At 71.1% G+C, this 23217-nt stretch carries 22 protein-coding genes, 1 tRNA gene and 1 rRNA gene; 22 read left to right on the top strand and 2 right to left on the bottom strand.

Annotation, left to right across the window (positions count from 1 at the left end; all coding sequences use genetic code 11):
* The 14 genes from rrf to M1M07_RS28635 all read left to right on the top strand — a co-directional run.
* Positions 1 to 114, top strand: a 5S ribosomal RNA gene (gene rrf, locus M1M07_RS28700); the annotation flags it as partial.
* Between the two features lie 67 nt (positions 115 to 181).
* The gene (locus M1M07_RS33140) at positions 182 to 1666 is read left to right on the top strand and encodes a hypothetical protein (RefSeq protein ID WP_248676333.1); all 1485 of its coding nucleotides are present in this window, start codon (positions 182 to 184) and stop codon (positions 1664 to 1666) included.
* The gene (locus M1M07_RS28690; RefSeq protein ID WP_248676332.1) at positions 1663 to 2694 is read left to right on the top strand and encodes an HAD-IIA family hydrolase; all 1032 of its coding nucleotides are present in this window, start codon (positions 1663 to 1665) and stop codon (positions 2692 to 2694) included. Before M1M07_RS33140 ends, M1M07_RS28690 begins: the two co-directional genes overlap by 4 nt.
* Before the next feature lie 52 nt (positions 2695 to 2746).
* The gene (locus tag M1M07_RS28685; protein ID WP_197251822.1) at positions 2747 to 2971 is read left to right on the top strand and encodes a hypothetical protein; all 225 of its coding nucleotides are present in this window, start codon (positions 2747 to 2749) and stop codon (positions 2969 to 2971) included.
* Between the two features lies 1 nt (position 2972).
* The gene (locus M1M07_RS28680) at positions 2973 to 3797 is read left to right on the top strand and encodes a TlyA family RNA methyltransferase (RefSeq protein WP_197251821.1); all 825 of its coding nucleotides are present in this window, start codon (positions 2973 to 2975) and stop codon (positions 3795 to 3797) included.
* The gene (locus tag M1M07_RS28675) at positions 3794 to 4735 is read left to right on the top strand and encodes an NAD kinase (RefSeq protein WP_248676331.1); all 942 of its coding nucleotides are present in this window, start codon (positions 3794 to 3796) and stop codon (positions 4733 to 4735) included. The genes M1M07_RS28680 and M1M07_RS28675 overlap by 4 nt, the downstream gene beginning before the upstream one ends.
* A 1-nt stretch (position 4736) precedes the next feature.
* Entirely contained in the window at positions 4737 to 6524 is a 1788-nt protein-coding gene (gene recN, locus M1M07_RS28670) for a DNA repair protein RecN (RefSeq protein ID WP_197251820.1), read from the top strand.
* A 105-nt stretch (positions 6525 to 6629) separates the two neighbouring features.
* Positions 6630 to 7814 carry a putative cytokinetic ring protein SteA gene (steA, locus tag M1M07_RS28665; RefSeq protein ID WP_197251819.1) on the top strand — a complete coding sequence of 395 codons (1185 nt, stop codon included), beginning with the start codon at positions 6630 to 6632 and terminating at the stop codon, positions 7812 to 7814.
* Positions 7811 to 8761 (top strand): copper transporter, encoded by a 951-nt coding sequence (locus tag M1M07_RS28660; RefSeq protein ID WP_197251818.1) that lies wholly within the window; start codon positions 7811 to 7813, stop codon positions 8759 to 8761. Before steA ends, M1M07_RS28660 begins: the two co-directional genes overlap by 4 nt.
* A 171-nt stretch (positions 8762 to 8932) precedes the next feature.
* Complete coding sequence (locus tag M1M07_RS28655; protein WP_197251817.1) at positions 8933 to 10675, top strand: CTP synthase; 1743 nt, start codon at positions 8933 to 8935, stop codon at positions 10673 to 10675.
* 3 nt (positions 10676 to 10678) lie between these two features.
* Positions 10679 to 11311: an NUDIX hydrolase gene (locus M1M07_RS28650; protein ID WP_248676330.1), complete on the top strand. Its 633-nt coding sequence runs from the start codon at positions 10679 to 10681 to the stop codon at positions 11309 to 11311.
* Between the two features lie 4 nt (positions 11312 to 11315).
* Entirely contained in the window at positions 11316 to 12233 is a 918-nt protein-coding gene (gene xerD, locus M1M07_RS28645; protein WP_197250246.1) for a site-specific tyrosine recombinase XerD, read from the top strand.
* Positions 12234 to 12333: 100 nt separating this feature from the next.
* Positions 12334 to 13269 carry a ParA family protein gene (locus M1M07_RS28640; RefSeq protein ID WP_248676329.1) on the top strand — a complete coding sequence of 312 codons (936 nt, stop codon included), beginning with the start codon at positions 12334 to 12336 and terminating at the stop codon, positions 13267 to 13269.
* Between the two features lie 3 nt (positions 13270 to 13272).
* Positions 13273 to 14106 (top strand): segregation/condensation protein A, encoded by an 834-nt coding sequence (locus M1M07_RS28635; protein WP_197250247.1) that lies wholly within the window; start codon positions 13273 to 13275, stop codon positions 14104 to 14106.
* Positions 14107 to 14173: 67 nt separating this feature from the next.
* Here M1M07_RS28635 and M1M07_RS28630 read toward each other — a convergent pair whose 3' ends face one another.
* Positions 14174 to 15235 (bottom strand): transposase, encoded by a 1062-nt coding sequence (locus tag M1M07_RS28630; protein WP_248676328.1) that lies wholly within the window; start codon positions 15233 to 15235, stop codon positions 14174 to 14176.
* 262 nt (positions 15236 to 15497) lie between these two features.
* On the opposite strand from M1M07_RS28630, the gene scpB reads away from it, so the two are divergent.
* The 8 genes from scpB to M1M07_RS28590 all read left to right on the top strand — a co-directional run bounded on the left by scpB (position 15498) and on the right by M1M07_RS28590 (position 22346).
* Positions 15498 to 16130 carry an SMC-Scp complex subunit ScpB gene (gene scpB, locus M1M07_RS28625; RefSeq protein ID WP_248676335.1) on the top strand — a complete coding sequence of 211 codons (633 nt, stop codon included), beginning with the start codon at positions 15498 to 15500 and terminating at the stop codon, positions 16128 to 16130.
* 10 nt (positions 16131 to 16140) lie between these two features.
* Complete coding sequence (locus M1M07_RS28620; RefSeq protein WP_248676327.1) at positions 16141 to 17157, top strand: pseudouridine synthase; 1017 nt, start codon at positions 16141 to 16143, stop codon at positions 17155 to 17157.
* Positions 17158 to 17174: 17 nt separating this feature from the next.
* Positions 17175 to 17837: a (d)CMP kinase gene (gene cmk / locus M1M07_RS28615; RefSeq protein ID WP_248676334.1), complete on the top strand. Its 663-nt coding sequence runs from the start codon at positions 17175 to 17177 to the stop codon at positions 17835 to 17837.
* A complete protein-coding gene (der, locus tag M1M07_RS28610) occupies positions 17834 to 19252 on the top strand; it encodes a ribosome biogenesis GTPase Der (protein ID WP_248676326.1) in 1419 nt (472 codons plus the stop codon). Before cmk ends, der begins: the two co-directional genes overlap by 4 nt.
* Positions 19253 to 19344: 92 nt before the next feature.
* A tRNA-Pro gene (locus M1M07_RS28605) sits at positions 19345 to 19418 on the top strand.
* Positions 19419 to 19628: 210 nt separating this feature from the next.
* Entirely contained in the window at positions 19629 to 20573 is a 945-nt protein-coding gene (locus M1M07_RS28600; protein ID WP_248676325.1) for an RNA polymerase sigma-70 factor, read from the top strand.
* 78 nt (positions 20574 to 20651) lie between these two features.
* The gene (locus tag M1M07_RS28595; RefSeq protein ID WP_197250253.1) at positions 20652 to 21845 is read left to right on the top strand and encodes an NAD(P)/FAD-dependent oxidoreductase; all 1194 of its coding nucleotides are present in this window, start codon (positions 20652 to 20654) and stop codon (positions 21843 to 21845) included.
* Positions 21846 to 21929: 84 nt separating this feature from the next.
* Entirely contained in the window at positions 21930 to 22346 is a 417-nt protein-coding gene (locus tag M1M07_RS28590) for a VOC family protein (RefSeq protein WP_197250254.1), read from the top strand.
* Positions 22347 to 22377: 31 nt separating this feature from the next.
* Here M1M07_RS28590 and M1M07_RS28585 read toward each other — a convergent pair whose 3' ends face one another.
* Complete coding sequence (locus M1M07_RS28585) at positions 22378 to 23070, bottom strand: Clp protease N-terminal domain-containing protein (RefSeq protein ID WP_197250255.1); 693 nt, start codon at positions 23068 to 23070, stop codon at positions 22378 to 22380.
* Positions 23071 to 23217: the final 147 nt, after the last annotated feature.

The following is a 23217-nucleotide window of genomic DNA, read 5'->3' as shown; positions in this document are numbered from 1 at the left end:
GGCGGCCATAGCGACAGGGAAACGCCCGGTCCCATTCCGAACCCGGAAGCTAAGCCTGTCTGCGCCGATGGTACTGCACTCGACAGGGTGTGGGAGAGTAGGACACCGCCGAACACCCGTTACCGAAAGGGGACCCACTCACTGGGTCCCCTTTCGTGTTTTTTCGTGAAAGGATTTTTCTGTGTCCGACAACAGCGGTGAGCGTCGATCCTTCCGGGGCGGAGGATCCACCCCGCGGTCGGGACGCGACGACAATCAGGACCGGCGCCGGGACGAGAACCGTTCCGGTCGCAGCGACGATCGCCGGCAGAGCTCGTCCTTCGGCGACCGCCGGCAGGGTCCTTCTTCCGGCGATCGCCGGCAGGGCGAGGGTGAGCGCGGACGGTACGGCCGCAGCGGTGAGGGCCGTCCGTCCTACCGCGGAGACGATGCACGTCAGGGCGGAGACCGTCGTCGCGACGACCGGGGTGATCGCCGTCAGGGCGGAACCGGAGACAACCGTCAGGGCCGGGGTGGCGACCGTCCGAACCGCTACGGCGACGAGCGTCGTGACGATCGGCGCGGTGGCTTCGGCGACCGGCCCCGGGGTGAACGTTCCGACCAGGGCCGCGGCGACCGCGGTCGCGACGACCGCCGGGGCGGCTACGGCGACCGGCCCCGCGGTGAGCGACCCGAGCACGGCCGTGGTGATCGCGGACGTGACGAGCGTCGGGGTGGTTACGGCGACGAGCGCCGTGACGACCGGCGCGGCGGCTTCGGTGACCGGCCCCGCGGTGAGCGGCCCGAGCACGCCCGTGGTGAGCGCGGACGCGACGACCGCCGTGGAGGCGAGGGACGCGACCGCGGACCCCGCGACGATCGTGGTGCCCGCGACAGCCGAGGTCACGGCCCGGATCGGCGCGACGGCGGCGCCCGTCGTCGCGGCGGCGAGGGCGGTTTCGGACCCGGCCGCGGTCGCGAAGGCGTGCCCCCGCAGCGTCGCGATGCCCGACCGGACGAGCCGGATCTGCCGGACGATGTCGAAGCCTCGGAGCTGGATCCGACGATCCGTCGCGACCTGCTGAGCCTGGACAAGTCGAACGCGAACACCGTCGCCCGGCACCTGGTGATGGCAGGCAAGCTCATCGACGACGATCCGCGGCTCGCGCTCGCACATGCCCGGGCGGCACGACAGCGTGCCGGTCGCATCGCCGTGGTCCGCGAGGCCGCGGGCATCACCGCCTATCACGCCGGTGAATGGGCCGAGGCCCTGTCCGAGCTGCGCGCTGCCCGCCGCATGTCGGGCGGTCCCGGCCTGCTGGCGGTGATGGCCGACTGCGAACGCGGACTCGGCCGGCCGGAGCGTGCCATCGAACTCGGCCGCAGCGAGGAAGCCCGTGCCCTGACCGGGGACGAGGCCAGCGAGCTGCGCATCGTCGTGGCCGGTGCCCGCATGGACCTCGGCCAATACGATCAGGCCGTCGTCACCTTGCAGACTCCGGATCTCGACGAGTCCCGGACCGGGACCGCCGCCGCACGCCTGTTCTACGCCTACGCGGACGCGCTGGTGGCAGCCGGTCGCACGAAGGACGGCGTCAAGTGGTTCCTCAACGCGGCCGCCGCCGACCTCGACGGCGAAACCGACGCCGAGGAGCGGGTGGCGGAACTGACCGGCGAGGATCTGTGACCGATCGAGCATCTGCACCCGCCGACGCCCGGACCGCGGCGGGTACGCTGCGGTCGGCGTACGACGTGCTGCTGCTCGACCTCGACGGCACCGTCTACCGCGGCGCCGATCCCGTCCCCGGGGCGGTGGAGGCGCTGACCGGTGGTGACGACCGGCTGTTCTACGTCACCAACAACGCCAGCCGCCGACCCGCTGACGTCGCCGCACACCTGCGCGACCTGGGCTTTTCCGCCGACGAGTCGACGGTGGTGACCAGTTCGCAGTCCGCCGCACGTGTGCTCGCCGAACGTGTCCCCGCCGGTGCCGCGGTCCTCGTCGTGGGGACCGAGGCGCTGTCCGAGGAGATCACCCACGTCGGCCTGAGGCCGGTGCGGTCCGCGGACGAGCGGCCGGTCGCCGTCGTGCAGGGGCATTCCCCGGACACCGGCTGGCCGATCCTCGCCGAGGCAACCCTCGCGATCCGGGCCGGCGCGCTGTGGGTGGCGACGAACGTCGACTCCACGCTGCCGACCGAACGGGGCCTGGTGCTGGGCAACGGGTCGATGGTCGCCGCGGTGCGGTCGGCCACCGGCGCGGAACCGGTGGTGGCGGGCAAGCCCGCCGCGCCGCTGCTCGAGCACGCCATCGCCCGCAGCGCCGCGGGCCGTCCGCTCGTCGTCGGTGACCGGCTGGACACCGACATCGAAGGTGCGGTCGCCGTCGGCGCCGATTCGCTGCTGGTGCTCACCGGGGTGAGCACCGTCGCGGAGCTGCTGCGGGCTCCGGCGCGGCAGCGGCCCACCTATGTCGCGGACTCGCTGAGCTGCCTCGACGTCGAGGCCGGGGCGTTGCGCGTCGGCGCCGTCGGGGCGTGGACCGCGACCGTCGACGGCCGAGACCTGCGGCTCGAGGCGGCCGGGCCGGTCGACCCGATGGCGGCGCTGCGGACCGTGCTTCCGGTGGCGTGGGCGAACCCGGACTTCGAACGTGTGGTCGGGGTGAACGACGCGGCCCGCTCCTCGATCGAGGCGTGGAGCGCGGGTGCCTGATCCGGTCGTGCCGCGTGTCCGGTGGGTCGGTGATGCACTAGCGTGGTCAGCGATGAGCACGTCGATTCCACGCCCAGGCCAGCATCTCCCCGGCGCCCAGCCGGGTATCGAACCGGACCGGATCCACGCCGAGGTGGACGGGCTGCTGACCCGTGCCCGGGACGCGGCCGCCGGGGACGGCCACGACCGGGCCGTCGCGATCTCGCGCCAGGCCCAGCTGCTCGAGCAGGCCCACGACGTGCTGGTGCAGGCCCTCGCGACCGTGGACAAGGTCTGACGTGGCACGCCGGGCACGGGTCGATGCGGAACTGGTGCGGCGCGGGCTGGCCCGCTCACGCGAACACGCCAGCGAACTGATCGCGGCGGGCCGGGTGCTGATCGCCGGCACCGTTGCCACCAAACCGGCGACCGCCGTCGAGCCGGGCACACCGCTGCTGGTCACCGAGGTCACCGACGAGGTGTCCTGGGCCTCACGCGGGGCACACAAACTGCTCGGGGCGCTGGAGGCGTTCGCGCCGCAGGGGCTGAAGGTCACCGGACGCCGCTGCCTCGACGCGGGCGCATCCACCGGCGGATTCACCGATGTGCTGCTGCACGAGGGTGCCCGGGAGGTCGCCGCGGTGGACGTCGGATACGGCCAGCTCGTGTGGCGGCTGCAGTCCGACGACCGCGTCCACGTGTTCGATCGAACAAACGTGCGTAATATCGACGCCGAGCAGATCGGCGGCCCGGTCGAGCTGGTGGTGGCGGACCTGTCGTTCATCTCGCTGAAGCTGGTGCTGCCGGCGTTCGTGCGCTGCGTCGCCCCGGGAGCCGACCTGCTGCCGATGGTCAAACCGCAGTTCGAGGTGGGGAAGGAACGCGTGGGCAGTGGCGGTGTCGTACGGGATCCGGCGTTGCGGACCGAAGCGGTGCTCGACGTCGCCCGCGAAGCCCACGTCCTCGGCCTGCGCACGATCGGCGCGGTGGCGAGCCCGCTGCCCGGTCCCTCCGGCAATGTCGAGTACTTCCTGTGGTTGCGGGCCGGTGAGCCCGGCCCGACGGAACTCGAGCCGTCGGTGATCGAACTCGTCGAACGTGCGGTGCAGGAAGGACCCCAGTGACCACAGCAACCGGTGACACGGCCACCGTGCCGCGCCGGGACATCCTGCTCGTGTCGCATTCCGGGCGCGGCGAGATCGCCGAAACGGCGCAACGCGTCGCGGCGATCTTCGGCGAGGCGGGAATCGGGCTGCGGGTCCTCGCCGAGGAAGCCGACAGCACCGGCCTCGGGGCGCTCGCCGCCCCGGACGGGCAGATCCGCATCGTCGAATCCGGACCGGACGCGGCGGTCGGCTGCGAGATGGTGATCGTGCTCGGCGGGGACGGCAGCTTCCTGCGGGCCGCGGAACTGGCGCAGTACGCGGCGGTCCCGGTGCTCGGCATCAATCTGGGCCGGATCGGGTTCCTCGCCGAAGCCGAGGCCGAGCACCTCGAGGAGGCGCTCGCGCAGGTCGTGCGGCGCGAATACCGGATCGAGCACCGCATGACGCTCGACGTGATGATCCGGGTGGACGACGAGATCGTCGATCGTGGGTGGGCGCTGAACGAGGCGAGCGTCGAGAACAAGTCGCGGCTCGGGGTGCTGGAAGTGGTGCTCGAGGTCGACGGACGGCCGGTGTCGTCGTTCGGGTGCGACGGCGTTCTCGTCGCCAGCCCGACCGGATCGACCGCCTACGCGTTCTCGGCCGGCGGACCGATCGTGTGGCCGGAACTCGAAGCGCTGCTGGTGATTCCGAGCAACGCGCACGCCCTGTTCGCGCGCCCGCTGGTGACGAGCCCCGAGTCGCTCATCGCGGTGGAGACGTTGCGCGGCAGCCACGACGGTCTCGTGTTCTGCGACGGTCGCCGCACCCTGGAACTGCCGGCCGGGGGCCGCGTCGAGGTGGTGCGCGGCAAGCATCCGGTCCGCTGGGTGCGTTTGGACTCGGCGCCGTTCGCGGACCGGATGGTCCGCAAGTTCGAACTTCCGGTGAAGGGCTGGCGAGGAAGGAAACTCTGACGTGCTCGCTGAGATTCGGATCGACAACCTGGGTGTCATCTCCGAGGCGAGCGCCCAGTTCCACGACGGTTTCACGGTGCTGACCGGCGAGACGGGCGCGGGCAAGACGATGGTGGTCACCAGCCTGCACCTGCTGTCCGGCTCCCGCGCCGACCCGGCCCGGGTGCGGGTCGGGGCCGAGCGCGCCGTCGTCGAGGGCCGCTTCGCCGTGGACACCGACGAGACCGCGGGCGCGCTGCCCAGTCACGTCGAACGGGAGATCGCCCGGCTGCTCGAGGCGGCCGGAGCCGAACGGGACGAGGACGGCAGCATCATCGCGGTGCGCACGGTCGGCCGGGACGGGCGTTCCCGCGCCCATCTGGGCGGCCGCAGTGTCCCGGTAGGGGTGCTCGCCGAGTTCACCGACCCGCTGTTGACGGTGCACGGCCAGAACGACCAGCTCCGGCTGCTGCGCCCGGACCAGCAGCGCGCCGCCCTCGACCGGTTCGCCGGCAAGGCGGTGCTGCCGCTGCTCGCCGCCTATCAGCAGCACCGGAGCAAGTGGCTGGCCGCGCGCGCCGAGCTGCTCGAGCGCACCGAACGGTCGCGGGAACTCGCGCAGGAGGCGGACCGGCTGCAGTTCGGTCTGGACGAGATCGAGCGGGTCGACCCGCAACCCGGCGAGGACGTCCGGATCGTGGCGGAGGTGCGCCGCCTCGGCGACCTGGATTCGCTGCGGGAGGCCGCGGAGGCCGCGCACGCCGTCCTGACCGGCGGCGACGCCGGCGACGGGGACGGGGCGGCGGCCGCCCTGGATCTGCTCGGGGAGGCGCGTGCCCGCGTCGAAGGCGCGGACGATCCGGCCCTGCGCGAGCTGGGTCCGCGCCTGGTCGAGGCGATGGCGGTGGTCACCGACGTCGCCGGCGACCTGTCCGGCTACCTCGCCGACCTGCCGTCGGATCCCGGCTCCCTCGACACCCTGCTCAACCGCCAATCCGAACTCAAGGCCCTGACCCGCAAGTACGCCGCCGACACCGACGGGGTGCTCGCCTGGGCCGAGGAGGCCCGCGCCCGGCTGTCGAAGATCGACGTGTCCGCCGACGCGCTGGCCGAACTCGCCGCGACCGTGGAGTCCGCCGCCGCCGCGACCGCCGAGGCCGCGCAGGCCCTGTCCGCGGCCCGGCACAAGGCCGCGGCCCGGCTCGCGAAGGCCGTCAGCAAGGAACTGTCCGGCCTGGCCATGGGCCGGGCGACCCTGGACGTGCAGGTCCGCGACCGGGAGGCCGCCGAGAAGGACGCGGCGCCGCTGACGATCGGCGACCGGGTTCTGCACGCCGGGGAATCGGGGACCGACGAGGTCGAATTCCGGCTCGCCGCGCACAGCGGCGCCCAGTCGCTGCCGTTGGCGCGCAGCGCATCCGGCGGCGAACTGTCCCGGGTGATGCTCGCGCTCGAGGTGGTGCTCGCCGCCTCCGAACGCGGCGCCACCATGGTGTTCGACGAGGTGGACGCCGGGGTCGGGGGCCGGGCCGCGGTCGAGATCGGGCGGCGGCTGGCCCGGCTGTCGCGCACCCATCAGGTCATCGTCGTCACCCACCTGCCGCAGGTCGCGGCGTTCGCCGACACGCACCTGGTCGTCGACAAGGTCGACGACGCCGGCGGGGTGGTCAGCAGCGGGGTGCGCACCCTCGACGAGACCGAACGGGTCGCCGAGCTGGCGCGGATGCTGGCGGGTCTGGACGACACCGAGACCGGGCGCGCGCACGCCGAGGAACTGCTCGCGATGGCCCACGCCGAACGGCAGAGCTGACCCGCGACCCCGGAACGTGCCGAGCGGTCCGTAACCGCGGCTCGCGTGTCGTCCGTTCGGCGCGCCTCCGTTACCGTGCCGCGACCCGGGTTCATCATCGATGCCATGAAGATGCCGGCTCTGCTGTCACGCAATAACGAAACGTTGCCCGGAGTGAGCGGCATTGCCCGGGTCGACAAGAACACCGCGAAGCTGCTGCGCCGGGTCGGTCCCGGCGACATCGTCGTCCTCGACGCGGTCGATCTGGACCGCGTCACCGCCGACGCCCTCGTCGAGGCGGGGGTCACGGCCGTGGTCAACGCGTCACCGTCGATCACCGGCCGTTACCCGAACCTCGGCCCGGAGGTGCTCGTCGCCAGCGGGGTCGCGCTGGTGGACAACACCGGCACCGAGCTGTTCAAGAAGGTCAAGGACGGCGCGAAGATCCGGCTGTACGAGGGCGGGGTCTACGCCGGGGAACGGCTGCTCATCCAGGGGGAGGAGCAGACCGAGGCGGAGATCTCCGATCGCATGATCGAGGCGAAGACCGGACTCGTCGACCATCTCGAAGCCTTCTCCGGCAACACCATCGAATTCATCCGGTCGGAGAGCCCGCTGCTCATCGACGGCGTCGGGGTGCCCGACATCGACGTGGACCTGCAGGACCGGCACGTCGTGGTCGTCGCGGACGGGCCCGATCACGTGCAGGACCTCAAGGACCTCAAGCCGTTCATCAAGGAGTACTCGCCGATCCTCATCGGTGTCGGTGCCGGCGCGGACACCCTCACCAAGGCCGGCTACCGGCCCGATCTCATCGTCGGCGATCCCGAGCAGATCGGCACCGAGACCCTCAAGTCCGGCGCCGAGGTGGTGCTGCCCGCCGACCCGGACGGGCACGCCCCCGGCCTCGAACGCATCCAGGACCTCGGGATCGGCGCGATGACGTTCCCGGCGGCCGGCGCCCCGGCCGATCTGGCGCTGCTGCTCGCCGACCACCACGGTGCCGCGCTGATCGTCACCGTCGGCAGCACCGTCTCCCTCGACGAGTTCTTCGACCAGGGACGCCGCGACACCAACCCGTCGGCGTTCATGACCCGCCTGAAGGTCGGGCCGAAACTGGTCGACGCGAAGGCCGTCGCCACGCTCTACCGCAGCCGGGTCTCCGGCGGCGTGATCGCCCTGCTCGTGTTCGCCGCGCTGATCGCCGTGATCGCCGCGCTCATCGTCTCCAACCTCGGCGGTGAGGTCGTCGACTGGGCGGTGCAGCTGTGGGACGACCTCGTCGAGTGGGTGCGGGGGCTGCGCGCGTGATCTCTCTGCGCCAGCACGCCGTGTCCATCGCGGCGATCTTCCTGGCACTGGCGGTGGGGATCGTGCTCGGCTCCGGGCTGCTGTCGAGCAGCCTGGTGTCCGGGCTGCGCGACGACAAGGCCCGGATGCGCGACGAGTTGCAGGCCGAACAGGACCGCAACAGTGTGCTCACCGAGCGGCTCAACGCCGCGGACGGCTTCGACGCCGCGGTCGCCGGGCGGGTCGTGCGCGACACGCTCGCCGGCCGCACGGTGCTGATGGTCGCCGGGCCGGACGCCGACCCGGCCGATCTCGACGCCGTCGTCGCCACCGTGGAGGCCGCCGGAGCGGCCGTCACCGGGAGGGTGTCGCTGACCGAGTCGTTCGTCGACGCGGCCGGTGCGGACCTGCTGCGCACCACCGTCACCAACGTCGTGCCCGCCGGGGTGCAGCTGCAGACCGGCGCCGTGGACCAGGGCAGCCTCGCCGGGGATCTGCTCGGCGCGGTGCTGCTCGTGGACCCGGGCACCGGGCAGCCGCGCAGCACCCCCGAGGAACGGACGCTGGCGCTGACCACGCTGCGCAGCGCCGGCTTCGTGTCCTTCGAGGACGGCACGGTCGAGCCGGCCCAGGCGGCGATCGTCGTCACCGGGGACGGCAGCGGCGGGGAAGAGGGCAGCGGCAACCGCGGGGCGCTGCTCGCGCGGTTCGCCGCGATCTTCGACACCCGCGGCGCCGGCACCGTGCTCGCCGGCCGGCCCGGCGCGGCCACCGGCAACGGCCCGCTGGCGGTGGTCCGGGCCGACACGGCACTGTCGGCGGGCCTGTCCACCGTCGACAACCTCGACCGGGAAGCCGGCCGGATCACCACCGTGCTGGCATTGCAGGAACAGCTCGCCGGGGGCGCCGGACGCTACGGCACCGGACCCGGCGCGGGTGCTGTCACGGTCGGGTCGGCGGCCCGCTGACCGCGGGCAACCGCCCGGCCGCGGCCGCCGAAATGTGACGTCGGCACGGATGCGTGCGAGTCGTGCACGGTATCGCGCCGGCAGGTGTTACGGTGGGGTTCCGTGGGTCCGCAGGCCCCAGCAGTACCGCCATCAGTCCGAAGTCCTGCACCAGACGTCACGGGAGCTTCTTTGCCACAGTCACGCCACTCGCGTACCGCTACCAAGCACATCTTCGTCAGCGGGGGCGTCGCATCCTCGCTCGGCAAGGGGCTGACCGCATCGAGCCTGGGTGCTCTGCTCACCGCGCGCGGTATGCGCGTGACCATGCAGAAGCTGGACCCGTACCTCAACGTCGACCCCGGCACCATGAACCCGTTCCAGCACGGCGAGGTGTTCGTCACCGAGGACGGCGCCGAAACCGACCTGGACGTCGGGCACTACGAACGGTTCCTCGACCGCGACCTGTCCGCCGACGCGAACGTCACCACCGGCCAGGTGTACTCGACGGTCATCGCCAAGGAGCGGCGCGGCGAATACCTCGGCGACACCGTCCAGGTGATCCCGCACATCACCGACGAGATCAAGAACCGCATCAAGGCGATGGCGGCCCCCGACGCCGAGGGCAACGTCCCGGACGTGGTGATCACCGAGATCGGCGGCACCGTCGGCGACATCGAATCCCAGCCGTTCCTGGAGGCGGCCCGCCAGGTGCGCCACGACATCGGCCGCGACAACTGCTTCTTCCTGCACGTGAGCCTCGTGCCGTACCTGGGCCCGTCCGGGGAACTGAAGACCAAGCCCACGCAGCATTCGGTGGCGGCGCTGCGCAACATCGGTATCCAGCCCGATGCGCTGATCCTGCGCTGCGACCGGGACGTGCCCGACGCGCTCAAGGCGAAGATCGCCCTGATGTGCGACGTCGACGTCGACGGCTGCATCTCCACCCCGGACGCCCCCTCCATCTACGACATCCCGAAGGTGCTGCACAGCGAGGGCCTCGACGCCTACGTGGTGCGTCAGCTCGGCCTGCCGTTCCGGGACGTGGACTGGACCGTGTGGGGCGACCTGCTCGACCGGGTCCACAACCCCCGCGAAACCGTGAAGGTGGCGCTGGTCGGCAAGTACATCGACCTGCCCGACGCCTACCTGTCGGTCACCGAGGCGCTGCGCGCCGGTGGTTTCGCGCACCGCGCGAAGGTCGAGATCAGCTGGGTCGCCTCGGACGAGTGCGAGACCGAGGCCGGCGCGGAACGTCATCTCGGTGACGTCGACGCCGTGCTGATCCCCGGCGGCTTCGGTATCCGCGGCATCGAGGGCAAGCTCGGCGCGATCCGGTTCGCCCGGACCCGCAAGATCCCGCTGCTCGGCCTGTGCCTGGGCCTGCAGTGCGTCGTGATCGAGGCGGCCCGGTCGGTGGGCATCACCGATGCGTCCAGCACCGAATTCGACCCGGACACCACCCACCCGGTGATCTCCACGATGGCCGACCAGGAGCAGATCGTCGCCGGTGAGGCCGATCTGGGCGGCACCATGCGGCTCGGCGCCTACCCCGCGGTGCTCACCAAGGGGTCGGTCGTCGCGAAGGCCTACGGCACCGAGCGGGTCTCCGAACGGCACCGGCACCGCTACGAGGTCAACAACGCCTACCGCGACCGCGTCGCCGAGTCCGGTCTGCAGTTCTCCGGCACCTCCCCGGACGGCCGGCTCGTCGAGTTCGTCGAGTACCCCGCCGACGTGCACCCGTACTTCGTTGCGACCCAGGCGCATCCGGAGCTCAAGAGCCGCCCGACCCGCCCGCACCCGCTGTTCTCGGGCCTGATCGCCGCGGCGCTGCGGTACAAGGCCGCCGAACGGCTGCCGGTGGACGTGCACGGCGACGAGAACACCGAGGCTCCCGAGGTCACCGAACCGGCCGCCGCCGAGGTCGACTAATCCGTGGCGCAGCGACACGAGTTCGAGACCCTGTCGTCACGGCGCGTCTACACCGGCGCGATCGTGTCGCTGCGCGTGGACGAGGTGCGGATGCCGGACGGGCACGCCGTGCAGCGGGAAGTCGTCGAACACCACGGGGCCGTCGCGGTCGCCGCGGTCGACGACCGGGACCGCCTCGCGCTGGTGCACCAGTACCGGCATCCGCTCGGCCACCGGCTGTGGGAACTGCCCGCCGGTCTCCTCGACGCCCCCGGTGAATCCCCGCTCGACGCGGCCCGCCGGGAACTGGCCGAGGAGACCGGGTTCGCCGCCCACCGCTGGGACCTGCTCGTCGACATCGCCCTGTCGCCGGGATTCACCGACGAGGCGGTCCGGGTGTTCGCCGCCCGGGACCTGTATCCCGTCGACCGGCCCGATCCCGAACACGAGGAAGCGGACCTCGAACTGCATTTCGTCCCGGTAGACGAGGCCGTGGCGATGGTGCTGCGCGGGGACATCGTCAACGCCACCGCCGTGTCCGGCATCCTCGCGCTGGCCGCGACCCGCAGCGCCGGCCTGCCGCCGCGCTCCCCGGACACCGCATGGCCGGACCGGCCGCAGGCCTTCGCGCGGACTCGCGCCGAGCTCGGGAACTGACCCGGTGCTGTCCCGCCACATCGACGCGTACCTGAACCACCTCACCGTCGAACGCGGCGCCGCAGCGAACACGATCGCCTCCTACCGCCGGGACCTGGCCCGCTACCAGGAGTACCTCACCGACCGCGGCGTCGACGACCTCACCGAGGTCCGCGAGGACCACATCGGCGACTTCGTGATCGTGCTGCAGCGCGGCGATCCGGACCGCAACCGGCCCGCCCTCGCCGCCGGCTCCGCGGCCCGCGCGCTCATCGCGGTCCGCGGGCTGCACCGGTTCACGACCGCCGAGGGGCACACCCCCGTCGACGTGGCGCGGGCCGTGAAACCACCCCCGCCGGGCCGGCGGCTGCCGAAATCGCTGACCGTCGACGAGGTACTGGCGATCCTCGACGCGACCGGCACCGAATCCGACGGGCCCCGCGGCCTGCGCGACCGGGCGCTGCTCGAACTGCTGTACTCGACCGGCGCCCGCATCTCCGAAGCCGTCGGCCTCGACGTCGACGACATCGACACCGAGGCCCGCTCGGTGCTGCTGCGCGGCAAGGGCGGCCGGCAACGCGTGGTCCCGGTCGGTCGGCCCGCCCTCGCCGCGCTCGACGCCTACCTGGTGCGCGGCCGGCCCGGCCTGTCCCAGGGGCGCACCCCGGCGCTGTTCCTCAACGCCCGCGGCGGCCGCCTGTCCCGGCAGAGCGCCTGGCAGGTCCTGCAGACCGCCGCCGAACGCGCCGGGATCACCGCCGCCGTCTCCCCGCACACCCTGCGGCACTCGTTCGCCACCCACCTGCTCGACGGCGGCGCCGACGTGCGCGTCGTGCAGGAACTGCTCGGTCACGCCTCGGTTACCACCACCCAGATCTACACGCTCGTCACCGTCGGGGCGCTGCGGGAGGTGTGGGCCGGTGCGCATCCGCGGGCCCGCTGAGCACCACGCCCGGGACGCGTGTCCGTCCACGGAACCCGGGGCCGAAGCGGTAGCGTTTGGGCAACAGATCAGTGACGCCGAACAGGGGGAGGACCGGACCGTGGGGACACCACACTCACCCGCAACGGACACGACCTACCCGGCTCCGCCCGCGTCGACCTCGCACGACGCGCGGCCGGTGGCCTCTGCAGCCGACATGGATCTCGGACCGACCGGCCGCCCGCGCCGGCACATCCCGGAACCGCCGCCGCTGGCCGTCCACGGGCCCGCCAAGATCATCGCGATGTGCAACCAGAAGGGCGGGGTCGGCAAGACCACCTCGACCATCAACCTCGGGGCGTCCCTCGCCGAATACGGGCGCCGGGTACTGCTCGTCGACCTGGACCCGCAGGGTGCGCTGTCCGCCGGACTCGGCGTCGCCCACCACGACCTGGACCTGACCGTCCACAACCTGCTCGTCGAACCGCGCGTCGGCGTCGACGAGGTGCTCATGCGCACCCGCGTCGAGGGACTGGACCTGCTGCCCAGCAACATCGACCTGTCCGCCGCCGAGATCCAGCTCGTCTCCGAGGTCGGCCGCGAACAGGCCCTCGGTCGCGCCCTCCACCCGGTGCTCGACCGCTACGACTACGTGCTCGTCGACTGCCAGCCGTCGCTCGGGCTGCTCACCGTCAACGCCCTGGCCTGCGCCGATTCGGTGATCATCCCGATGGAATGCGAGTTCTTCAGCCTGCGCGGGCTGGCCCTGCTCAACGACACCGTCGCCAAGGTCCGCGACCGGCTCAACCCGCGGCTGTCCGTGGGTGGCATCGTGGTCACCATGTTCGACGCCCGCACCCTGCACGCGCGGGAGGTGATGTCCCGCGTCGTGGAGGTCTTCGGCGACCTCGTCTACGACAGCGTCGTCAACCGCACCGTCAAGTTCCCCGAGACCAGCGTCGCCGGCGAACCGATCACCACCTGGGCCCCGAAATCCGGTGGCGCCGAGTCCTACCGGGCGCTCGCCCGCGAAGTCATTCACCGCTCCGGCCGCTGATCCGTGCCCGACGACATCCTGCTGCCCGACGCCACCCCCGTCGACGAACCCGACACCGGCGGATTCCGGGTCCGGCTCCGCAACTTCGAGGGCCCCTTCGATCTGCTGCTCAACCTCATCTCGCAACGCCGCCTCGACGTCACCGAGGTCGCGTTGCACGAGGTCACCGACGAATTCATCGCCTACACCCGCACCCTCGGCCCGGAGGCGGGACTCGACCAGACCACCGAATTCCTCGTCGTCGCCGCGACCCTGCTCGATCTGAAGGCCGCGCGGCTGCTGCCGTCCGGGGAGGTCGAGGACCCCGAGGACCTGGCGCTGCTCGAGGCCCGCGACCTGCTGTTCGCGCGGCTGCTGCAATACCGCGCCTACAAGCAGGTCGCGGAACTGTTCGCCGCCCTCGAATCCGCCGCGCTGCGCCGCTACCCGCGGGCGGTGTCCCTCGAGGAACGCTACGAGGGACTGCTGCCGGAGGTCACCCTCGGCGTTGACCCCCACATGTTCGCGGAGATCGCCGCCGCAGCCTTCCGCCCCAAACCGCCACCGACGGTCGGGCTCGATCACCTGCACGTGCCGAAGGTGTCGGTCCCCGAGCAGGCCGCCCGGCTGCTCGAGCTGCTGCGCGCCCGCGGCGCCGGCACCTGGACCGGATTCGGGGAGCTGACCGCCGAATGCGAGAGCGGCCTGCAGATCGTCGCCCGGTTCCTCGCGCTGCTCGAGCTGTACCGCGAACGCGCCGTCCAGTTCGACCAGCCGGAACCGCTCGGCGAGCTGCTCATCACCTGGACCGGCGAGAACGACGACGCCGCCGTGAACTTCGAGGAGGATTACGGTTAACGCCTCTCCTGCCCGGAGACAGGGGATTTCCGGCTCGGACCGCAACCGCACCACCCATCCGAGGTGATCACGCTTGACTTCCGTCGTCGACACCGGTGTGGCCACGCTCCGCCACAGTCAGAATCACTCTGGCAGCGTTCCGGTCGCGGCATGCGCTGTAGCCGCATGTCTCGCACCGGAAAATTCGTTCGTCGAGTCCGAGGCGCTGCTTGGCTCTCGCGAAACACCTCGAACACGTCATGGTCGTGTACGCGGGCCGGACAATCACCACCCTCCGGCCGGCCCGCCTGCCCCGCTCGATCAACACCCGCTTCACCCTGGCGATCGCCGCATCCGCGGCCTTGCGTGCCATCGACGACTTCGCCAGAAACCGCGGGCGGAAATCCTCCACCGCGATCAACGCATGCTCGTCGACCACTCGGGTCGCCCACACACGCGCAGCTTCTTCATTCCGGCGTGCCGCCTTCTTCTGAATCTTCGCCACCCGCCGCCGGGCGCGCCGGTAGCCCTTCGATGGCGTCCTTCCTTTTCCGCGACGGTGCCGGGCCATCGTCCTCTGAGCTTTCGCCAACTCCGCTGCACAGCGTTTGCGGTGTTCCGGGTGCGGCAGATCGAACTTCTCATCGGTGGTGGTGGCGGTTTGCGCGACGCCCCAGTCGATGCCGATCGCCGAACCCTCCGGCGCTGCTGGTGCTGGGAGTGTTGCGCGGCTCACTACGAACGAGGCGTACCAGTGTCCCAACGAGTCCTGGACGATGCGCACACTCGACGGGGGCGATGGCAAGTCCCGCGACCACACCACCGGAATACTGACGCCCTTTGCCAGCACCAACCGGCCGTGCCGCAGCGTGAAACCGCGGCGGGTGTACTGGAGCGATGGCAACGTCTTCTTCCGTGCCTTGTATCGCGGACGACCGCGTCCCTTGATCCGGAACGATGCCTCGAGCGCTTGGGCATACGTGCGCAGCGTCTGTTGCTGCGCAACTTGCGACCCCTCCCGCAACCAGGACGACCGCTTGCGCGCCTCGGTCAGCATCTTGCCGAGTTTCGCGAACGTAGGCTTGGCGCCGGACTTGTGTTGGTGTACCGCTTCGTTCCACAGGAACCGGCAGCGGTGCCATTCCTCCACGAGGGCACGTTCGGCAGTCACCCCGGCCGCAGCCGAAAGCTGTAGCGCACCACCTCAACCCCCATGCCCGGCACCGTATCCGGGCCCACCGACAGGTTTGTTCGACACGACCACAACCCACGAAAGGAGGACGGCGCTTCAGTTCCCCCGCCGACAGGGAAGTATCTGCGCCGAAGACCCGATGACCGAGAACGCGGACAGGGATATCACAGCCGATCCGAATCTCGATGCGGAACCGAACCTCGACGCCGAATTACTCGACATGTCCGACGACGAGCTCGCCGCCGCCCTCGAGGCGCTGCTTCTCGTCGTCGACACCCCCGCCTCGAACGAGCAGCTCGCCGCCGCGATCGGTGTCACCGCCACCCGCGTCGAATCCGCGCTGCTGGAGATGGCCGCGCAGCTGACCGCGCGCGGCTCCGGTATCGACCTGCGCTACGCCGGGGACGGCTGGCGGTTCTACACCCGCCGGGACTACGCGCCGTACGTGGAGAAGCTCCTGCAGGGCGGAGCCCGCACCAAACTGACCCGGGCCGCGCTGGAAACCCTCGCCGTCGTCGCCTACCGGCAGCCGGTGACCCGCAGCCGCGTCAGCGCGGTGCGCGGCGTCAACGTCGACGGGGTGATGCGCACCCTGCTCGCCCGCGACCTGATCGCCGAGGCCGGCACCGACCCGGAGACCGGCGGCACCCTCTACGTCACCACCGAGCTGTTCCTGGAGCGTCTCGGGGTGGCGTCCCTGCAGGATCTGCCGCCCGTCGCGCCGCTGGTCCCGGACGTGGATGTGATCGATGACATCTCCGAGAGCCTCGAGTCGGACCCGCGATTTGCGAGAATGGGAGGGAACTCGCGCACCGAGGACGTCTCGATCGCGGAGTTCGAGCCAGACAACTGACAGGAAAATCTTGAATACACCCGCTCGCCGTGATGGCACACCGGACCGCAAGAAGAACACCTCCCGCTCGGGCAAGACCCCGGGTTCGTCCAGGGCACAGGCCTCGGGCCGGTCGGAGGCCCCGAAGAAGGCGCACCGCAAGGGCGGCACCCCGCAGACCAAGCTGAACAAGCGAGGCCGGCCCGCCGCCCCGAAACCGACCGCCAAGCGTCCCGACCCGATCCCCACCATCAGCAACGCCAAGCCCGCCCGGCACCAGCACAGCTCCGCCGCGCCCACCCAGCTGCCCGCCGGTGAGGGCGTGCGCCTGCAGAAGGTGCTCGCCCAGGCCGGGGTCGCCTCCCGCCGCGCCGCCGAGGAACTCATCGCCGCCGGCCGCGTCGAGGTCGACGGCAACATCGTCACCTCGCAGGGGCTGCGCGTCGACCCCGAGAACACCGTCATCCGCGTCGACGGCATCCGCGTCGTCGTCAAGAAGGACCTCGTGCACCTGGTCCTGAACAAGCCCCGCGGCTGGCAGTCCACCATGTCCGACGACCTGGGCCGCCCCTGCGTCGGCGACATCGTCTCCGAACGCGTCGCCGCCGGTCAGCGCCTGTTCCACGTCGGCCGGCTCGACGCCGACACCGAGGGCCTGCTGCTGCTCACCAACGACGGCGAACTCGCCCACCGGCTGATGCACCCCTCCTTCGAGGTCACCAAGACCTACCTCGCCACCGTCAAGGGGGTGCTCGCCCGCGGCGTCGGCAAGCAGCTGCGCGCCGGCGTCGAACTCGAGGACGGTCCCGCCAAGGTCGACAGCTTCGCGCTGCTCCAGGTCAACGAGGGCCAGTCCCTGGTGCGGCTGGAGCTGCACGAGGGCCGCAAGCACATCGTGCGCCGCCTGCTCGACGCCGTCGGGCACCCGGTGGTGCGGCTCGTGCGCACCGACATCGGCCCCGTCGCGCTCGGCGACCAGCGGCCCGGCACCCTCCGCGTCCTCGGCCGCAAGGAAGTCGGCGGCCTGTACCAGGCGGTGGGCCTGTGACCGCGCTGATCGTCGCGATGGACGGGCCGTCCGGCACCGGCAAGTCCACCGTCTCCAAACGGCTCGCCGAGCACTTGGGCGCCGCCTATCTCGACACCGGCGCGATGTACCGGCTCGCGACGCTGCACGCGCTGCGCCGCGGCACCGACCTGACCGACCCGGACGCCATCGCCGCCGCCACCGTCGATCTGCCCTGGTCGATCGGCACCGACCCGACGGTCGAGGACATCCGCCTCGACGGCCAGGACGTGCGCGGCGAGATCCGCGGCGCCGAGGTCACCGCCGCCGTGTCCGCCGTGTCCGCGGTCCCGCAGGTGCGGGAGATGCTCGTGGCCGCGCAACGGCAGATCGGCCGCGACGCCGAGCGCATCGTCGTCGAAGGCCGCGACATCGGCACCGTCGTGTTCCCGGACGCGGACGTCAAGATCTATCTGACCGCCTCCGCCGCGGCCCGCGCGCACCGGCGCAACGCCCAGAACATCGCGGAAGGTCGCGGCGACGACTACGACGCGGTGCTGGCCGCCGTGCAACGCCGCGACCACCTCGACTCCACCCGGGCGGTGTCCCCGCTGCGCGCGGCCGACGACGCCGTGCACGTGGACACGAGCGACATGAACATCGACGAGGTGATCGCCGCGCTGGTCGCGGTGGTCGCCGAACAGACGGGAGCGGCGCTGTGAGCGACGACACGACCATCGAATTCGCCGGCGACGGCACCTGGTCCGAGGAATCCGACTGGGACATCGAGTTCGGGGAGGGCGGCGACCTCGAGGAGTTCGTGCCGGTTCCCACCGTCGCGGTCGTCGGACGCCCCAACGTCGGCAAGTCCACCCTGGTCAACCGCATCATCGGCCGCCGCGAAGCGGTCGTCGAGGACGTGCCGGGCGTGACCCGCGACCGCGTCTCCTACGAGGCCAGCTGGAACGGCCGGCGGTTCATGGTGCAGGACACCGGCGGGTGGGAACCCGACGCCAAGGGACTGCAGCAGTCCGTGGCCCGGCAGGCCGAGGTGGCGATGCGCACCGCCGACGCGATCCTCGTGGTCGTCGACGCCACCGTCGGCGCGACCTCCGTCGACGAGGCCGTCGCGAAGGTGCTGCGCCGCTCCAAGACCCCGGTCATCCTCGTCGCCAACAAGGTCGACGACGACCGCGTCGAAGCCGAGGCGGCCGCGTTGTGGTCGCTCGGCCTCGGCGAGCCGCACACCGTCTCGGCCACCCACGGCCGCGGCACGGGTGACCTGCTCGACGTGCTGCTCGAGGCGCTGCCGGCAACCCCGCGGGAAGGCACCGGCGGCGGCGGGCCGCGGCGCGTCGCGCTGGTCGGCAAGCCGAACGTCGGCAAGTCCAGCCTGATCAACAAGCTGTCCGGGGACGAACGGTCCGTCGTACACGACGTCGCCGGCACCACCGTCGACCCGGTGGACTCGATCGTCGAACTCGGCGGCAAGCCGTGGCGGTTCGTCGACACCGCCGGCCTTCGCAAGCGCGTCAACAGCGCGTCCGGCGCCGAGTTCTACGCGTCGCTGCGCACGCGCGGCGCGATTGACGCCGCCGAGGTCGCGGTGCTGCTGATCGACGCCTCGCAGCCGATCACCGAGCAGGATCAGCGGGTCATCACGATGGTCGTCGAATCCGGTCGCGCCCTGGTGATCGCGTTCAACAAGTGGGACCTCGTCGACGAGGACCGCCGCTACGAACTGGGCCGCGAGATCGAACGGGACCTGCTGCGGGTGCCGTGGGCGGCGCGGGTGAACATCTCCGCCAAGACCGGCCGGGCCGTGCAGAAGCTGGTGCCGGCGATGGAGACGGCGCTCGAATCGTGGGACAAGCGCATCTCCACGGGCCGGCTCAACACGTGGCTCAAAGAGGTCGTCGCCGCGACGCCGCCGCCGATGCGCGGCGGCCGGTTGCCGCGGGTGCTGTTCGCCACCCAGGCGGCCACCCGGCCCCCGACGTTCGTGCTGTTCACCACCGGGTTCCTCGAGGCCGGCTACCGCCGGTTCCTCGAGCGCCGGTTGCGGGAGGAGTTCGGCTTCGACGGCAGCCCGGTGCGGATCTCGGTGCGGGTGCGGGAAAAGCGCGTCCGCAAGTAGATCTCCGCAGCCGAAAAGACCTTCTGACCAGGCGATTGGTGCTTCGGTCCGTCACTGTTGTAATCTCAACGAGCGCTCGACGAGAGCGCGGACGGGCTGTGGCGCAGCTTGGTAGCGCACTTGACTGGGGGTCAAGTGGTCGCAGGTTCAAATCCTGTCAGCCCGACAGGCAGTAGGGGCAGGCCCCGGATTCTTCCGAGAATCCGGGGCCTGACTCGTTTCCGGGCCCCCGGTTTCTCCGAGCGAATGTACCGTTCGTCTCCTTGGATCGACCGAATGTACCGTTCGCTCGGGAAAGGGGCGGGACGACTCGGAAAGGGCGGGGGGAGAAACGCGACCGCTGGACGTCGCACCCGGCCTCGTCGATCATGGGGTGATGTCGACCGTGGGCAGCGATGCCGAAGTGTTCGAGCGTTCCCGGGGACGGCTGGAGGCGATCGCCTACCGGCTGCTGGGATCGGCCGGTGACGCCGAGGACGCGGTCCAGGACACGTATCTGCGCTGGCACGCCGTCGACCACGACCACATCGAGAGCCCCGAGGCGTGGCTGACGAAGGTGCTCACCAACCTCTGCCTCAACCAGCTCACCTCCGCGCGGGCCCGGCGGGAAACCTATGTCGGACAGTGGCTTCCGGAGCCGCTGCTCGCCGGCGACCGGATGCTCGGCCCCGCCGACAGTACCGAGCAGAAGGACACCGTGTCCATGGCGATGCTCACGCTGCTCGAACGGCTCTCCCCGAACGAACGCGTCGTGTACGTGCTGCGCGAGGCGTTCGGGTTTCCGCACCGCGAGATCGCCGGCATCCTCGGGCTCACCGAATCGAACTGCCAGCAGATCCATCGCCGCGCCCGGCAGCACATCGCCGCCGACCGGGTCCGCGCCGACGTGGACGCGGCCGCCGCCTCGAAGATCACCGAACAGTTCGTCGCCGCGGCCCTGAGCGGCGACACCCAGCCGCTGGTCGCGATGCTCACCGCCGATGCCGTCAGCGTCGCCGACGGCGGCGGCCGCGTTCCGGCCCGCCGGGGCCCGGTCACCGGTGCGGTCGCGATCGCCAAGTACCTGCGCGGGCTGTTCCACCCGACCGAAGCCAAACGCGCCGTCATCGGCGGCAGCCCGGCGGTGTACGCCGCCGCCGTCAACGGCGGGCCCGCCGTGCTCGTCGAGGTGGACGGCCGCGTGGTCGGGGTCTTCTGCCTCGACGTGACCGACGGGCAGGTCGCCGGCCTGACCATCCAGGTCAATCCCGACAAGCTCGACCGGATCACCCGGAGCTGGGCGGAGACCGGCCCGCACGAACCGCTCATCGATCGATGGTGACGCAGATCGCACTTCGATCTGTCAGGGATCGTGCCCCTATCCGGTTCAGGAGGTGAACCACATCGGAAGGAGCACGTCATGAAGCACCGCATCGTCGTCCTCGGAGCCGGATACGCCGGAGCCAACGCCGCCGGCCGCCTCGCCCGGCGGCTCGACCACGACGTCGACATCACCCTGGTCAACGCCGACCCCGACTTCGTCGAACGCGTGCGCATGCACCAGCTCGCCAGCGGACAGGACCTGCCGCGGCGAGTACTCGACGACATCGTCGGGCGCCACGGCGTCCGCGTCCTGACCGCGCGCGTCACCGCCCTCGACGTGGACCGCCGCACCGTCGACCTGACCGGCCCCGACGGAGCCACGACCCTCACCTACGACAGCCTCGTCTACGCCCTCGGCAGCGCGGTCGCCGATCACGGCGTCCCCGGCGCCGCCGAGCATTCCTACAACGTCGCGGGCAAGGGGGCGGCACTGCGCCTGCGGGCGCGACTCGCCGACCTGCACCCCGGCGCGCGGGTCCTCGTCGTCGGCGGCGGCCTGACCGCCATCGAAACCGCCACCGAGATCGCCGAATCCCACCGCGACCTCGCCGTCGCACTCGTCGCCCGCGAGCGTGTCGGAGGCTGGCTGAGCGACAAGGCGCAACGCCACCTGCGCGCGGCTCTCGACCGGTTCGGCATCACCGTCCACGAGCGCACCGACGTCACCCGCGTCGACGCACACGAAATCGCCGTCCGCACAGCGGATTCCGGGGCAGAAGACACGATCCCGGCCGACGTGACGGTGTGGACGGCGGGATTCGCGGTCCACCCGATCGCCGCCGCCACCACCCTGACGGTGTCCGACACGGGCCGGATCGTGGTGGACCGCACGATGCGCTCGGTGTCGCATCCGGACGTCTGCGCCATCGGTGACGCAGCGCTCGCCGAGGGAGCCGGGGGCAAGCCCCTGCGCATGTCCTGCGCGTCGGGAATCCCGATGGCGTGGGCGGCCGCGGACGCACTCGCCGCCCGCCTGACCGGCCGCGCGGTCCCCGAAACCACCATGGGCTACACGTTGCAGTGCATCAGCCTGGGCCGGCACGACGGAATCATCCAGCGGGTGACCCCGGACGACCGGGCGACGTCCACCGCCGTCACCGGCCGGGCCGGAGCCTGGATCAAGGAGTTCGTGTGCGCGGGCGCCGCCTGGAGCGTGGCGCACCCGCTCGTGCTGCCGCGCCACCGTCGCCTCGTTCCTGCGCGCTCGACCGCGGAGGTCGCCGCCGGCTGAGGGGATTCCCGCCCGCGAGCCGGTGACGGCGAGAACAATCGGGTGACGTCACGAACCGACGCACGTCGATCAGGAGGTCGTTCGATGGGTACCCAGCTCAATCCGTATATCAGCTTCCGCGACAACGCCAGGCAGGCGATGGAGTTCTACCGAGACGTCTTCGGTGGCGAACTGACCGTGAGCACGTTCGGCGACTTCCACGCCAGTGACCTGCCGGAGGAGCAGGAGAAGGTGATGCACGCGCAGCTGGTCGCCCCCCACGGCCTGGTGCTGATGGGGGCCGACACCCCGAACGCGATGGAACTGAAGGAGGGGAGCAACTTCTCGATCTCCCTCAGCGGAGACGACGAGGGAGAACTGCGCGGCTACTGGGACAAGTTGTCCGACGGCGGCACCGTCGCGATGCCCCTGGCCAAGGCGCCGTGGGGGGACACCTTCGGCATGTGCACGGACCGGTTCGGTGTTCCGTGGATGGTGAACATCGCCGGGAACCCCCAGTAGCGCACGCTACTTCACGGGCACAGCGCGAGCGTTATCTCTCGAGTTCCGCGAGCGCGGCGATCACGTACGACTCGGTGGCCTCGGTGGTGATCCCGAGGCCACCGAGCAGTTCGGAGGTCGGGCTCTCGGGAGCGAGCAGGGCGAGCAGCAGATGCTCGGTGCCGACGTAGTTGTGGCCCAGGCGCAGCGCCTCCCGCACGGTGAGCTCGATAATCTTCTTCGATGCCCCGTCGTAGGGGATCAGGCTGGGGAGCTCGGTGTCGGGATCGCCGGCGGGCACCGTCGCCTCGGCAGCGGCCCTGATCGCCGCGGCGTCGGCGCCCTGCTCGGCGAGGGCGCGCATCGCGAGGCTGTCGGGGTCCGTGGTCAGGCCGAGCAGCAGGTGCGCGGCCCCGATCTCCGTCAGGTGTGCGGCGCGCGCCTCCTCCTGGGACCGCACGATCGCCGTGCGGGCACGCGGGGTGAACCGGGCGAACATGTTCGCATCGGCCTTGGGGGTGAAGCGCTGCTGCGCGGCCTGCTTGGTCACGCCCATGCAACGTCCGATCTCGGTCCAGGAGGCGCCGCTGCGGCGGGCCTGGTCCACGAAGTGGCCGATCAGATGGTCGGCGATCTCGCTCATGTGTTCCGCGGCCAGCACGGCGGCGGTGAGTTGATCCAGGGGCTGATCCGGGTAGCCGGTGCGGATGCCGTCGATGAGGTCGTCCAGTCGAGGTGTCGTCATACGTCAACGATAGGTTGACGCCACAGGCTGGTCAAGGACTCGTTGACGCCAGTCGAATGCCACGACGATCGGGCCGAATCCACCGGATCCCTGCCCCGCGCGCGGCACAATCGTCCAGTGGCCCACCGAAAACCGCCCCTCGATCCC

The sequence above is a fragment of the Rhodococcus sp. HM1 genome, from assembly GCF_023218075.1.
Classification (GTDB): domain Bacteria; phylum Actinomycetota; class Actinomycetes; order Mycobacteriales; family Mycobacteriaceae; genus Rhodococcus.
The sequence above is the reverse complement of the archived record's forward strand: the minus strand, read 5'-3'. Positions and strand labels throughout refer to the sequence as shown.

What these genes read in the sequence shown, in the direction of transcription:
- M1M07_RS28685 (WP_197251822.1), top strand. Translation starts at nt 2,747, where the DNA reads ATGAGCACGTCGATTCCACGCCCAGGCCAGCATCTCCCCGGCGCCCAG.
- steA (WP_197251819.1), top strand. Translation starts at nt 6,630, where the DNA reads ATGAAGATGCCGGCTCTGCTGTCACGCAATAACGAAACGTTGCCCGGA.
- scpB (WP_248676335.1), top strand. Translation starts at nt 15,498, where the DNA reads ATGTCCGACGACGAGCTCGCCGCCGCCCTCGAGGCGCTGCTTCTCGTC.
- cmk (WP_248676334.1), top strand. Translation starts at nt 17,175, where the DNA reads ATGGACGGGCCGTCCGGCACCGGCAAGTCCACCGTCTCCAAACGGCTC.
- M1M07_RS28600 (WP_248676325.1), top strand. Translation starts at nt 19,629, where the DNA reads ATGTCGACCGTGGGCAGCGATGCCGAAGTGTTCGAGCGTTCCCGGGGA.
- M1M07_RS28595 (WP_197250253.1), top strand. Translation starts at nt 20,652, where the DNA reads ATGAAGCACCGCATCGTCGTCCTCGGAGCCGGATACGCCGGAGCCAAC.
- M1M07_RS28590 (WP_197250254.1), top strand. Translation starts at nt 21,930, where the DNA reads ATGGGTACCCAGCTCAATCCGTATATCAGCTTCCGCGACAACGCCAGG.
- M1M07_RS28585 (WP_197250255.1), bottom strand. Translation starts at nt 23,070, where the DNA reads ATGACGACACCTCGACTGGACGACCTCATCGACGGCATCCGCACCGGC.